The organism is Alkalibaculum bacchi (genome assembly GCF_937875145.1).
GTDB classification, from domain to species: domain Bacteria; phylum Bacillota; class Clostridia; order Eubacteriales; family Alkalibacteraceae; genus Alkalibaculum; species Alkalibaculum bacchi_A.
On sequence record NZ_CALNCS010000094.1, the window covers coordinates 1 to 12386 of the forward strand.

Below are 12386 nucleotides of genomic sequence, written 5' to 3' on the forward strand. Positions count from 1 at the left end.
GCATCGCCTTGCCAAGGCGAGGGTCGCGGGTTCGAATCCCGTCTTTCGCTCCAAATGATTTATAGGACTCTTACGAGTTCTTTTTTTATTTAAAATAAAAGTCTGCATTTGCCATCTAGAGCGCAACAAAAGATCCCTGCTCATAATATGAATAGAAATAAATATAATAATCCCTAGATTTTTCTACATAAGCTCTGCAAAATTAATTAATATATTAAAACCAATTCACTTTTATATGATGTAAGTAAGCTTTTATAAAAAATAATCAAATAAAAGCCCGCAAGCCACTATGCTAATACCTAATATAACATTGACTTCCTTTTTGCTAATTTCAAGCTTTTCAAATATAAATATCATAATTCCAATCATTAAAAAAAATTGAAGATTATAAATAAAAAAATTGTGTGATATATAAATTTGAGGAAGTTTTTGTGTAATACCCGAAATTAAACCTAGTATAAATATGATTAAAGGAAATTGTAATTGAATGATCTTTTAAATGATTTGACAGATGTGCCTAAAGGTGTATATATTTTCCACCACCTTCAGTGGAACGGATTCGTTTCCCAAAAGTGGGGAATGATAGGACAGCCGAAAAATCGGCAGACTTCAAAATATTTACATAATGAGAGTATAAATATTTAATGTTTATAGTAATTTTAAGGCATTTTATATCAGTACTCAATAAAAAAGTATTAAAATCAAAATAAAACGGCTATATTTTAAGATATAAGGCTATAGTGTATGAACTGGCGTTCTAGTTTGTCTAAGATTATCCTCAAGAAGAAGGGTAACAAATAAATTGAAATATTTTGTTTTAAATGGTATCATATATGGTATCAAATAATATAATGGTATTACATATAGTAGCAAGGTATAAATATCAATAACAATGAAATACTAACTAATGAGGTAAATATGAGCCATTACAAGAAATTATACAATAAAATAAAAAATAATCCTAAAAATGTGTCTTTTAGTGAAATAGATAGATTATTAACCAAGTGTGGAAGGTTTACTTGTAGAGGGCCTAGAGGAGGTTCTAGCCACTATACCTATTCCCACCCAGATCTTAAAGAGATTATTACAATTCCTAAAGACAAACCTATTAAACCTATATATATAAAAAGAGCATTAAAGTTTTTTGATTTAGTCAACGAAGAGTTTTGATTAAATTATGCAAAAATGGAGGAAGTTAAAATGAAAAGTGAATTTAAAGAAAGGGATTACAAAATTGAGATTTCTAAATTATCTAATGAAGATGGTGGCGGTTACTTAGCTGTTGTTCCAGCACTTGCAGGGTGCATGAGTGATGGAGAGACCGTCGAAGAGGCTTTAGTCAATGCAAAAGATGCTATTAAATGTTGGATAGAAACTGCCAATGAATTAGGGAGAGCTATTCCTGAGGGACAAGAATATAAGTCTGATGATGACTATAGTGGGAAATTATCCTTGAGAATACCAAAATCTCTGCACAAGAAAATAGCGGAGCAAGCAGAAAAAGAAGGAACAAGCATTAATCAGTTAATAACTATGTATGTATCTATGGGAATAGGCAATGAATTTGGCAAAAACAAAGTAGAAATTATGGTTAATAATCAATTGCAAATTCCTACAATTGAAAATATAGTTTTTGAAAAATGGAAAAAAAGCAATAATTATGACTTTGGTCAATCAAATAGAATAGCTAATTATTTTGATAACAATACATTTGATAGTGTAGATCTTTTTTAGTCGAAAAGGAGAAGTAAGAATGAATAATAAGGGAATTATGGAAAAAATAAAGGGCAGAAAGATAAGATTAATAAACTTCTGTGCTAAAAAGAGCAATCATCAACCTGAGAATTCTCAGGTTGATATTAAACAAAAGCATAACTATGAAATCATATTGCATAGCACAGATGAGTTATCAATTAGGTTTATGAGTAAAATATTTGTAGAGCCAGAGGGGTTATTTGAAATAGAAACTGAGCATGTGTTAACATATGGATTAGATGAAGCTGTAACAGAGATGGAAGTAAAAGAAAACATTATAAAACTTCTTTCACCATTAGGAAGTGAGATAAGTTATCTAATTTCAACTGTAATAAAAGAGATGATTGGCGTTAGAATAGTTTTACCACCTAGTTTAGTATTTGAAGACATGGATAATGATGATAAAAAGAATTGATTGATTGAGCCTACGGGCTCTTTTTTAATACAACAAAACAATACGAGTGAGAAGACGTTTTATAGTACCATCCTAGGAACAATATCAAATTCAAAATAAAAACGCTAGAAACCAATTTACAGGCTTCTAAGAGCAAACGTATATTCGACTCACTCTGTAGGAGAGTCCAAAATTAGGCTCTCTGATTTGTTTAGTAAAAATTCGACTAACCTCCTCAAAATTGAGGAGGTTAAGCAAGGTGAAAATCCTGAAAACTCAAAATTGCGTTATCATGTGTCAGTAAAAGCTTATATATCTTAAATTATAGAACTGTTAGTATTTTTATACTAAGAGCCTTATTGGTACTTTAAAAGAGGTAAGCTCAATTTTGCGCTATCCTATGTAAGTGTTCCCCACAAGGACGAACTCAAAATTGAGTTCGTCAAGATATCTAATGTATCCCATTTAATTATATTCCTCGCAAGATAGAGAAAACATTTAATCTAAGCGATCATAGTACAAAAATACTAACATCTTTCAAGCATTCTCTAAATAAGATAGAGCTGTTCGAATTTTTATTCGTAGAGCCTTATTGGTTCGAGCGGTTTATCGAGCCAATACCATGTCGACAGATTTGTCGATATCGTAAAAGAGTGTAGAACGCCGAGCAATTACTCGAAGATCTAATAATTAGATGTGTGTATAATCGTACACACCATGATAAAAACCTTATGAATTTGTGAATTCTTGCTTTAAGGAGTCAACTGCATGTTGATTAATATATCGACAGCAGTAACACAAACAAGCAAGCCTGTATTTCCAAAATAACGCGTTTAAAATTAAATTAGGTATAAGTTACACAGGTATATAAAGTGGCTTATTTTCGACATTAGAAGCTAAACTTTAGGTGAGTCCAAAATTGGATTGGCTGATTTCCTCATGGAACCAATACATAAAGCTGATATCGTAATTCACAATGGTAAACAAAACAAAAGCCCAATCCGATAATGGAAAGGGCTTATTTTATAATTAATTATTTCAATAATGTTAATGGCTATTTTGTGAAGTGAATAAAACTCTTAAAAGTCTTGTAAATGGCGCGCCCTGAGGGACTCGAACCCCCAACTTTTTGATTCGAAGTCAAACGCTCTATCCAATTGAACTAAAGGCGCGCAGTTTCAACAAAGTATATTCTAACACTAATTGCAATCCTTGGCAATGATTATTTTTATGGAATTGTCTCAAGCAATGAATTTGTTTGTTACAGCTTGATTTTATAGATCTTGTCCCCTTATGCGTGGATTAGTCATAAATCACTTGTTTCAAAAATAATAATAAAAATAATAATATGAAGTTATTCGTCAGATTTTTTAAGTTTCTTTAAGGGAGGTAGGGTAAAATGAAGATAAAACAATTGTTTGTTTTGCTAATAGCATTAGTCTTATGCAGTTGTTCTGTACAAAAAAATCAGGAGAACTTTGTTTCTATAAAGGGAAAAGTTCTATTAAATGTTAAAGTAGCTAATGAAAAATTTGATATTCATCTTAGTGAAGTGGATAACGATGAAGTTGTGGCTGTCTCAAATGTAGACGCAAATGGCAATTATTTTCTTACTATTGCACAAGATGGAAACTATGTCCTTTCAGTAGTAAATGCGAATGGAAAAGAGTATAAAAGTAGTTATGTGTCCTTTTCTATAGAAGAACGGCGCATATCTTCTGATTCTGATTTTACATTAATTGTTTCTGATAAAGTGTTAGATAAAACAAATAATCTCAAAAAGAAGGAGCCTCTAATAGTAACAGGATATGTGGAATACCCGGTTGATTTAAATTATCTAGAGATTAAAGTTTTACTTTGCAAGAAAAAAAAGGAGAAGCCTATTCGAGTTTTTACAGTAGATGAATCTGGAAAATTTGAAATGTCAAATATTTCCGATGGTATATATTATCTATGTGCTCAAAGCTCAGAGGAGAATATATCCTCTTGGGTAAAGTTAGAAATAGAAAATGAAAAGGTTAAAAATGAAGGCGAATTAAAGTTAAAATTAAAATAAATAAAATTTAATATCTTTGCTTTCTAATGTCAATAATTAAAATATTAGATAGATATGAATAAATTTTATTAGAAAGAAGCTTTCATTCTGAACGAAGGGATGGACGATAGGTGAAGAGGGAGTTTTGTGAAGGTATATTGAATGAGTTGCCTGTTGCATGCGCTTGTATTAAAGTAACACGAGATCACAGGGATGGATTTTGTGATTTTGAATATGTAAATATAAACAACGCTTTCGAAGATATTACAGGCTTAAGAAGAGAAAAAGTATTACATAAAAAAATGAGTTTAGTAGGCAATAGTGAGTTTTCTGAAAATAGTATAGAGTGGATTCGTTTGTGCAAAGAGTTCATTCAAAAGGGACAAAATATAAACATAGAACATTATTCTAAAGATCTAAATTGTTGGTTTCGTCTAGGAGTAAAGGAATTATCTTGGGATTTAGAGCATATGTTGTTGTATCTTGAAGATATTTCTGTTGAAGTACAAAAAATAAAAGAGTTAAAACATGAGGCGGACACCTATAAATATATGAGTTTTCACGATTCACTGACTAAGCTCTACAATAGAGCATTTTTTAAAGTGGAACTAAAGAGATTATCAACAGAAAGAGAGCTACCTATTAGTGTGATTATGGCTGATATAAATGATTTAAAATATGCCAATGACAACTTAGGTCATCATATAGGAGATCAACTTATTCAGAAGACGGCAGAGGTCTTAAAATCTTGTTGTCGTGAAGGAGATATTATCGCAAGGGTAGGTGGCGATGAGTTCAAGGTATTGTTACCTAAAACTGGTCATAAAGATGCACAGAAAATCATCAATCGGTTAATAAACACTTGTAATGAAACGTATGTAGGAGCTAGACCTCTTTCTGTTTCATTTGGTTGCGCAACAAAGACGACAACTTACGAAGATATTGAACAAATTCAAAGAAAGGCAGAAGAAAATATGTATGACTACAAATTACGCCTTAAAGAAAATGTTCTTAAAGAAGATGAAAAGATAAAAGTGTAAGAAAGTGCCAATCGCGCTTTATCCATCAGCGCTAGAGTCAAGTCCCTTGGGTCAAGATTAAACCCCTGCATATAAAGAGGACTTAAATAATAGCTAAATCAAAGAGTAGAATTTTTATGGCATAGAACAAAGAGAAATCTATAAGCAATCTCTCTTTGTTCTTTAATTTAGAATACCTATGAAATGTATACATAGCGGTTGCTTGGTAGCTTAGAAGTTTTACGTAGATTTTAAAAATGCTATAGGCAATTTCACTAGCTAGGAATATAATTTAATTTTCTATATTGTTTTGCAGTCCGATATACTCTTTCTAAAAGTTCTTTACCTAATTCAATGGCTTCCTCTTCAGAGATATCTAAGCGAACCTCCCTTGTTTCAAGCAAGTCAAAAGGCGAATTGATAATATACTTTTTCAAGCTGTATCCTCCAAAAATTTTCTTTTGAATTCGAACTTCATACTGATCATTCGTTAAGATCGTTGATCCTAATTGTCTTGTTAATTTCATAGAATCCCTCCAGCAATCATGTTCTTGAAATTTAAATTTATGTTATTATATATATACCTTCTATCACTTTAATAAAACCAAAAAATTTCATAATAGTATTATTATATTAAAGGGAGAAAAATAATGATTGATAAAAACAAATTAAAAGACCTTCCCGAAAATCCAGGTGTTTACTTAATGAAAGATGAAAATGGGAAGATTATATATGTTGGCAAGGCTCGAAACTTAAAAAACCGAGTAAGGCAGTATTTTAATGCTTCAGGAAAGACTATAAAAGTTGCAACAATGGTAGAACATATAGCTGATTTCGAACTTATTATAACCGATACTGAAATGGAAGCCCTCATATTAGAGTGTAATTTAATTAAAAAAAATATGCCCCATTTTAATATTTTGTTAAAGGATGACAAAACGTATCCTTATATAAAAGTAACTACAAATGAAAAATACCCTAGGGTAATCTTGACTAGGGAAGTAAAAAAGGATGGGGCAAAATACTATGGGCCATTTACCAATGTTTATTCTGTAAGACAAACAGTAGAATTATTAAACAAACTTTATTCTCTAAAAAGATGCTCTAAGAAGTTTAAAAATGGAAAGGTAGAAAGACCTTGTTTAAACTACCATATCAAAGAGTGTCCAGGCATGTGTCAAGGTAATGTGTCTGTTGAAGAATATAATGAAAGTATACAAGAAATCATACAAATTCTCAATGGAAAATACGAAAATATTATCCGTAAATTAGAGCAAGAGATGAAGGAAGCATCTCAAAATTTAAATTTTGAGCGAGCAGCAAAAATACGAGACCAAATTAATGGAATCAATCATATTACAGAAAAACAAAAAATCGTATCCAATTCTGATGAGGATCAAGATATCATAGGTTTTTATGGTGAGGATTTTACCTACTGTATACAAGTATTCTTCATTCGAAAGGGAAAGATATTAGGAAGGGAAAACTTCTTCTTTGCTGATATCTATAATGAACAAGAGTTTTTATCGGGATTTATGAAACAGTATTACCACAGCACAACCTTTATTCCCAAGGAGGTTATCGTACAAAGAGAAGTGGATGATGGGGATATTATTGAAGAATGGTTGAGCAAAAAAAGAGGAGGCAAAGTATCTGTTAAAGTGCCTCAAAAAGGAAGTAAAAAGGACTTAATCCATATGGCTACGGACAATGCAAGACTAGCCCTTGAAGACTATAAACACAAGATGACTATGAATAAAGTAAAACAGGATATGTCCTATAATTGGCTTATGGAGAAACTTTCTTTAAAGGAGAAGCCTAGTAGAATAGAATCTTATGATATTTCCAATATATCAGGAAACGATAGCGTTGGCTCTATGGTAGTTTACGAGCAGCTTAAACCAAATAAAAAAGCCTATAGGAGATTTCGAATCAAGAGTATAACAGGACAAAATGACTACGGCAGTATGCAAGAAGTTCTCTTTAGAAGAATAGAAAGGGGTATACAGGAGCTGGAAATAGGTGAAGATGGGAAATTTCTACCTTTCCCAGATATTATCTTACTAGACGGAGGTTTGGGGCACATAAATGCAGTAAAAGATATATTAGCTCATTACCCTACTATAGATATTCCAATCTGTGGTTTAGTAAAAGATCACAGACACAAGCTAAGAGCACTCATTTATAAAGGCGAAACCATTGAAATTCCATTTTCTACACCTATTTATTATTTGTTAAACAGCATATCTGAAGAAGTTCACCGTTTTGCCATTACGTATCACAAAAAAATTAGAGGTGATAATATGTTGGTTTCAGAGCTCAATAATATACCTGGAGTTGGTCCGGTAAAACGCAAAGCTTTATTAAAGTATTTTAAAAGCGTAGATAATATTAAAAAAGCGTCTACAGAAGAACTTTTGCAGATTGAGGGAATAAATGATAAAATAGCAAGGAATATAGTCCAGCATTTCCAGTAAAAGTTTATACTAAAGTTGAAAGGTGAGAAAAATGCTTCTTAAAGAATTTTGCGATAACTTAGATTTAGAAATTGTCTATGATGGAGGCTACGAAGAGGTTGCCATTACCAATAGTAGTATAAATAGGCCTGGTTTGCAGTTATACGGATTCTATAATCACTTTGATGAAGACCGGGTACAAATTATTGGTAAAGTGGAGGATAGCTATTTAAGACATCTCCCACCTGAAGAGAGCAAAGAAAAAATCTCCACTTTTTTCTCTTATTCCTGGCCTTGTTTGATTATTGCATGGGATATTGAGAATGGAGAGTTTCTAGAGGCTGCTAAAAAACACAATAAAATTCTCTTAAAATCCAAACTAACAACTATGAAGATGATGATGAAGACCATACAGTATTTAGACGACTATTTAGCGCCTACCGTTTCTATTCATGGCGTATTAGTTGATGTCTTTGGTATTGGTGTGCTCATTACAGGCTCAAGTGGCGTTGGAAAAAGCGAAACAGCTTTAGAGCTCGTCAAAAGAGGTCATCGCTTGATCTCTGATGATGTAGTTGATATTAAGAAAGTAAGTGACAACAGACTTTTGGGTACTGCCCCTGAACTACTAAAACAATACATGGAGATTAGAGGCATTGGGATTATTGATGTTCGAACATTATACGGTATTGGTGCAGTAAAAGAATCTGTTGATATCGAAATGTGTATTCACTTAGAACATTGGGAAGCACAATCCTATTACGACCGATTAGGTATCGACAATCAATATATGAATATCTTAGGTGTAGATATTGATAAAGTTACGATTCCTGTTACATCAGGACGAAATTTGGCTATTATTATAGAAACTGGGGCTCGGAATAATAGACAAAAGGCCATGGGCATTAATTCGGCCCAAGATTTTTTAGATAAAGTAAATAAAGCAACGGGTAATAAAGAGGAGTGATAAAAAGAAATGAATATTGAATTAGATACACATACCCATACGGTAGCAAGCATTCATGCGTATAGCACCATAACGGAAAACGCTGCGGAGGCTGCTCGGAAAAACTTGAAGCTCATCTGTATGACAGATCATGGTCCATTACTACCAGGAGGAACTCACGAGTATTTCTTTAGTAATATGAAAGTGCTACCAAAAGAAATCCATGGAGTAAGAATTCTAAAGGGAATAGAAACAAACATTAAAAATACTGATGGGGATTTAGACATACCTAAGCATTTAGAAAACAGAATGGAAATCGTATTAGTTGGCTTGCATGAGGGCGTATTAACGCCTGGAACAAAAAAAGAAAATACGACGGCAGTAGTAAATGCAATGAAAAAAGAATTTGTAGATATTCTTGTTCACCCTGGAAACCCAGTTTATGAACTAGACTATGATGATGTGTTTAAAGCGGCAAGGGACACGAATACCTTTATTGAAATTAATAATAGTTCTTTTTTAGGTAGTAGAAAGGGAAGTAAAGATAATTGTAGAATGATTGCAGAAAAGTGCAGAGACTATAAACTGCCCATTTCGTTAGGTAGCGATGCTCATTACAGCACTTATGTAGGTGAGTTTTCTGTTGTAACGAAATTGTTAGAAGAAATTCAATTTCCCCAAGAACTGATTTTAAATACGAGTGTAGACAAACTACTATATTATTTAAAGAATAAAGGAAAGAATATATAAATCTTTCTTAATATAATTAAACGAGGAGATGAATCTATGGAAAAGAAACCAGTAGTCACAATAACCATGAACAATGGTGATGTAATGAAAATCGAGTTGTATCCAGAAATAGCACCAAATACGGTAAAGAATTTTATCAGCTTAGTCCATGATAAATTTTACGATGGGCTAATCTTTCACAGGGTCATAAAAGGATTTATGATTCAGGGGGGTTGCCCTCAAGGAAGTGGCATGGGCGATCCAGGATACTCTATAAAAGGCGAATTTAATGGCAATGGATTTAATAATGATTTAAAACACGATAGAGGCGTCATTTCTATGGCAAGAGCAATGAACCCTAATAGTGGGGGTTCACAATTTTTTATCATGCACAAAAATTCTCCCCATTTAGATGGTCAATATGCTGGTTTTGGCAAAGTAATTGAAGGTATTGAAGTAGTAGATCAAATAGCGGATGTACAAACTGGTTTTAATGATAGACCAACAGAGGATGTAGCAATAAAAGAAATGACTGTAGATACTTTTGGCGTGGAATACGATTTGCCTGAAAAGATGTAAATGCAAGATCCCCCTATAGGGATCTTTACATAAAATGGGATCGAGAGGAAACGAACATATGGAAAAAGTGAAGATCATTACGGATAGTGCTAGTGATTTACCTAAGGAACTTGTTGAGCAATATGATATTGATGTATTGCCATTAGCTGTTATTGAGAACAGTATGCAATACAAAGAAGGCGTAAATATTACGCCAGAGGAAGTCTTTAAGAAAATGCGTGAGGGAACTACTTTTACGACTTCTCAAGTGACTTCACATGATTATTATCTAAAATTTGAAGAATATATCCTAAAAGATCGACCTTGTATTTATATTGCCTTCTCTAGTGAATTATCTGGGTGCTATCAAGCTTCTATCCTTGCAAAAGATCAACTCATCCAGGAATACGGCGAAGAAAAATGCAACGTAACCATTGTTGATACAAAATGTGCATCCCTTGGCTTTGGTTTGATTGTCTTAAGGGCAGCGGAAGAAGCAAAAAAAGGAAAAACTTTAGAAGAGATTAGAAATATTGTTATAGAGAAATCTTCAAAGATGGGCCATGTATTTACTGTCTTTGACCTAAATTACCTTCATAAAGGTGGTAGGCTTAAAAAGAGTACAGCTATACTAGGAAATCTACTAAATGTTTATCCTATACTCCACGTAGAAGAAGGGAGTTTAAAGCTTTTAGAGACTGCAAGAGGGCGAAAAAAGCAATACAAGAGGATGTTTGAAATCATAAAGGACACAGGTCATGACCTAAAAAATCAAACCGTAGGCATTATCCATGGAGATAATGTAGAAGTTGTCGACGAATTAAAAGGCATCTTTAATGAAAAGTTTCAAACAAGCAAATTTATCACTAGGTCAGTAGGCGCTGTCATAGGAGCTCATACAGGACCTGAACTGATTGCACTGTTCTACTATAAAAAATGACATCGCATGCGTATGTCATTTTTTGGATACTAGCGGCTAGTCTCTAATCTAAAACCATTAAGGCTACCAAAGGTAGCCAATGCAAGTGACTAGCAACTGTTTTGTTTTTTCAGTTTTTCTCCAATTTTCTCGTAACCAGGCTTTCCTAGTAGGCCAAACATATTCTTTTTATAGGACTCTACTCCTGGTTGATCAAAGGGGTTCACTCCTAGAATATATCCGCTTAGTGCACAAGATTTTTCGAAGAAGTAAATCAATTTCCCTATTGAACGTGGCGTTAAGTCTGGAATATTAATCATAATATTAGGAACATCGCCATCTAAATGAGCGTATAAAGTGCCTTTCATAGCTTGTTGATTGACGTAGTTCATGCCTTTTCCTTTTAAATAATTCAAACCATCTAAATTATCATCATCCATAGGTACATCTAAATCAATTTCCATATTTTCGATATTGATGATGGTCTCAAATAGATTTTTTCTTCCATCTTGGATAATTTGACCAAGAGAATGAAGATCCGTAGAAAAGTTTACAGATGCAGGGAATATTCCCTTTTGATCTTTTCCTTCACTTTCTCCATAAAGTTGTTTCCACCATTCTGAAAAATACTGCAAATTAGGTTCGTAATTGACTAAAATTTCGATATCTTTACCTTTTTGGTACAGGATGTTTCGAGTTGCAGCATAAGCATAACAAGGATTATCTATATTTTCGCCGCTAAACTCTTTTACACCTTCTTTTATGCCTTCTAAAAATTTATCTATGTCAATGCCAGCGCATCCAATAGGAAGTAAACCCACTGGAGTACATACAGAGTATCGTCCACCTATATCGTCAGGGATAACAAATGAAGTGTAACCTTCGTTATCTGCCATCGTCTTGAGGGTTCCTTTTTGAGCATCTGTAGTTACGTAGATTCTCTTTGCTGCTTCTTCTTTACCGTATTGATTAATAAGTATATCCTTAAAAAATCGGAAAGCAATTGCAGGTTCTGTTGTAGTACCTGATTTTGAAATCACGTTGACACTAAAATCTTTACCTTTTATGACATCAAATAAATGTTTTAAATAGGTAGGGCTTATATTTTGACCAGCAAAGTAAACTTTAGGTGTCTTTCTTTCTTCTTGATTTAATTCATTGTAGAAAGTATGAGTAAGAGCCGTAATAACAGCCTTTGATCCAAGATAAGAACCACCTATTCCTATTACAATGAGTACCTCTGAATCTTTTTTGATTTTTTCAATAGCGTTTTTTACTTTTTCAAATTCTTCAGTATTTATATGGTCGGTATAATTCATCCAGCCAAGAAAATCATTTCCAGCTCCCATGCCCTCTTTTAATAACTTGTCTGATATCTGGACTATAGGCAAAATATTCTCTAATTCATGCTTTTTAACATATGAATTTGTACAATCAATGTAATTTGACATATTTATTCCTCCGTTTTTGTATATAACATTCTGTATGTTTATATTATAACTGCTTTTTATTTAAAAAACATGGTGGATTATATAATTAAGTTAGCCACCATTATACAAAAAAACGCCACGTGAA

General features: G+C 32.9%; 12 protein-coding genes and 1 tRNA gene. 10 read left to right on the forward strand and 3 right to left on the reverse strand.

Annotated elements, in window-relative coordinates:
• Positions 1 to 918 precede the first annotated feature (918 nt).
• Genes Q7P22_RS06150 through Q7P22_RS06160 form a run of 3 tightly spaced genes read left to right on the forward strand, consistent with a single transcriptional unit; the run spans position 919 to position 2170 of the window.
• Positions 919 to 1170: a type II toxin-antitoxin system HicA family toxin gene (locus Q7P22_RS06150; RefSeq protein WP_303862007.1), complete on the forward strand. Its 252-nt coding sequence runs from the start codon at positions 919 to 921 to the stop codon at positions 1168 to 1170.
• Positions 1171 to 1200: 30 nt separating this feature from the next.
• Positions 1201 to 1734 (forward strand): type II toxin-antitoxin system HicB family antitoxin, encoded by a 534-nt coding sequence (locus Q7P22_RS06155; RefSeq protein WP_369695500.1) that lies wholly within the window; start codon positions 1201 to 1203, stop codon positions 1732 to 1734.
• A 19-nt stretch (positions 1735 to 1753) separates the two neighbouring features.
• Entirely contained in the window at positions 1754 to 2170 is a 417-nt protein-coding gene (locus Q7P22_RS06160) for a hypothetical protein (protein WP_303862009.1), read from the forward strand.
• Between the two features lie 1074 nt (positions 2171 to 3244).
• Here the strand turns inward: Q7P22_RS06160 and Q7P22_RS06165 are convergent.
• Positions 3245 to 3321 (reverse strand) — tRNA-Arg (locus Q7P22_RS06165).
• A gap of 227 nt (positions 3322 to 3548) precedes the next feature.
• On the opposite strand from Q7P22_RS06165, the gene Q7P22_RS06170 reads away from it, so the two are divergent.
• Complete coding sequence (locus tag Q7P22_RS06170; protein WP_303862011.1) at positions 3549 to 4205, forward strand: hypothetical protein; 657 nt, start codon at positions 3549 to 3551, stop codon at positions 4203 to 4205.
• Positions 4206 to 4315: 110 nt separating this feature from the next.
• The gene (locus tag Q7P22_RS06175) at positions 4316 to 5224 is read left to right on the forward strand and encodes a GGDEF domain-containing protein (RefSeq protein ID WP_303862013.1); all 909 of its coding nucleotides are present in this window, start codon (positions 4316 to 4318) and stop codon (positions 5222 to 5224) included.
• A gap of 254 nt (positions 5225 to 5478) precedes the next feature.
• On the opposite strand, the gene Q7P22_RS06180 is transcribed toward Q7P22_RS06175, so the two are convergent.
• A complete protein-coding gene (locus tag Q7P22_RS06180) occupies positions 5479 to 5730 on the reverse strand; it encodes a hypothetical protein (protein WP_303862015.1) in 252 nt (83 codons plus the stop codon).
• A 123-nt stretch (positions 5731 to 5853) separates the two neighbouring features.
• Between Q7P22_RS06180 and uvrC the strand changes: the two genes are divergently transcribed.
• The 5 genes from uvrC to Q7P22_RS06205 are packed head-to-tail and all read left to right on the forward strand — an operon-like array spanning position 5854 to position 10832.
• Positions 5854 to 7680, forward strand: a complete 1827-nt coding sequence (gene uvrC / locus Q7P22_RS06185; protein WP_303862017.1) for an excinuclease ABC subunit UvrC — start codon at positions 5854 to 5856, stop codon at positions 7678 to 7680.
• A gap of 31 nt (positions 7681 to 7711) precedes the next feature.
• Complete coding sequence (gene hprK, locus Q7P22_RS06190; protein WP_303862019.1) at positions 7712 to 8626, forward strand: HPr(Ser) kinase/phosphatase; 915 nt, start codon at positions 7712 to 7714, stop codon at positions 8624 to 8626.
• A 9-nt stretch (positions 8627 to 8635) separates the two neighbouring features.
• On the forward strand, positions 8636 to 9355 hold the full coding sequence (locus Q7P22_RS06195) for a phosphatase (RefSeq protein WP_303862021.1): 720 nt from the start codon (positions 8636 to 8638) through the stop codon (positions 9353 to 9355).
• Between the two features lie 36 nt (positions 9356 to 9391).
• A complete protein-coding gene (locus Q7P22_RS06200) occupies positions 9392 to 9913 on the forward strand; it encodes a peptidylprolyl isomerase (RefSeq protein WP_303862023.1) in 522 nt (173 codons plus the stop codon).
• Positions 9914 to 9971: 58 nt separating this feature from the next.
• Positions 9972 to 10832 (forward strand): DegV family protein, encoded by an 861-nt coding sequence (locus Q7P22_RS06205; RefSeq protein WP_303862024.1) that lies wholly within the window; start codon positions 9972 to 9974, stop codon positions 10830 to 10832.
• An 89-nt stretch (positions 10833 to 10921) separates the two neighbouring features.
• Here Q7P22_RS06205 and Q7P22_RS06210 read toward each other — a convergent pair whose 3' ends face one another.
• Entirely contained in the window at positions 10922 to 12262 is a 1341-nt protein-coding gene (locus Q7P22_RS06210; protein ID WP_303862026.1) for a glucose-6-phosphate isomerase, read from the reverse strand.
• Positions 12263 to 12386 lie beyond the last annotated feature (124 nt).

Coding starts and splice junctions, on each gene's coding strand:
- Q7P22_RS06150 (WP_303862007.1), top strand. CDS start 919: ATGAGCCATTACAAGAAATTATACAATAAAATAAAAAATAATCCTAAA.
- uvrC (WP_303862017.1), top strand. CDS start 5,854: ATGATTGATAAAAACAAATTAAAAGACCTTCCCGAAAATCCAGGTGTT.
- Q7P22_RS06180 (WP_303862015.1), bottom strand. CDS start 5,730: ATGAAATTAACAAGACAATTAGGATCAACGATCTTAACGAATGATCAG.
- Q7P22_RS06200 (WP_303862023.1), top strand. CDS start 9,392: ATGGAAAAGAAACCAGTAGTCACAATAACCATGAACAATGGTGATGTA.
- Q7P22_RS06210 (WP_303862026.1), bottom strand. CDS start 12,262: ATGTCAAATTACATTGATTGTACAAATTCATATGTTAAAAAGCATGAA.
- Q7P22_RS06160 (WP_303862009.1), top strand. CDS start 1,754: ATGAATAATAAGGGAATTATGGAAAAAATAAAGGGCAGAAAGATAAGA.
- Q7P22_RS06205 (WP_303862024.1), top strand. CDS start 9,972: ATGGAAAAAGTGAAGATCATTACGGATAGTGCTAGTGATTTACCTAAG.
- hprK (WP_303862019.1), top strand. CDS start 7,712: ATGCTTCTTAAAGAATTTTGCGATAACTTAGATTTAGAAATTGTCTAT.
- Q7P22_RS06195 (WP_303862021.1), top strand. CDS start 8,636: ATGAATATTGAATTAGATACACATACCCATACGGTAGCAAGCATTCAT.
- Q7P22_RS06155 (WP_369695500.1), top strand. CDS start 1,201: ATGAAAAGTGAATTTAAAGAAAGGGATTACAAAATTGAGATTTCTAAA.
- Q7P22_RS06170 (WP_303862011.1), top strand. CDS start 3,549: ATGAAGATAAAACAATTGTTTGTTTTGCTAATAGCATTAGTCTTATGC.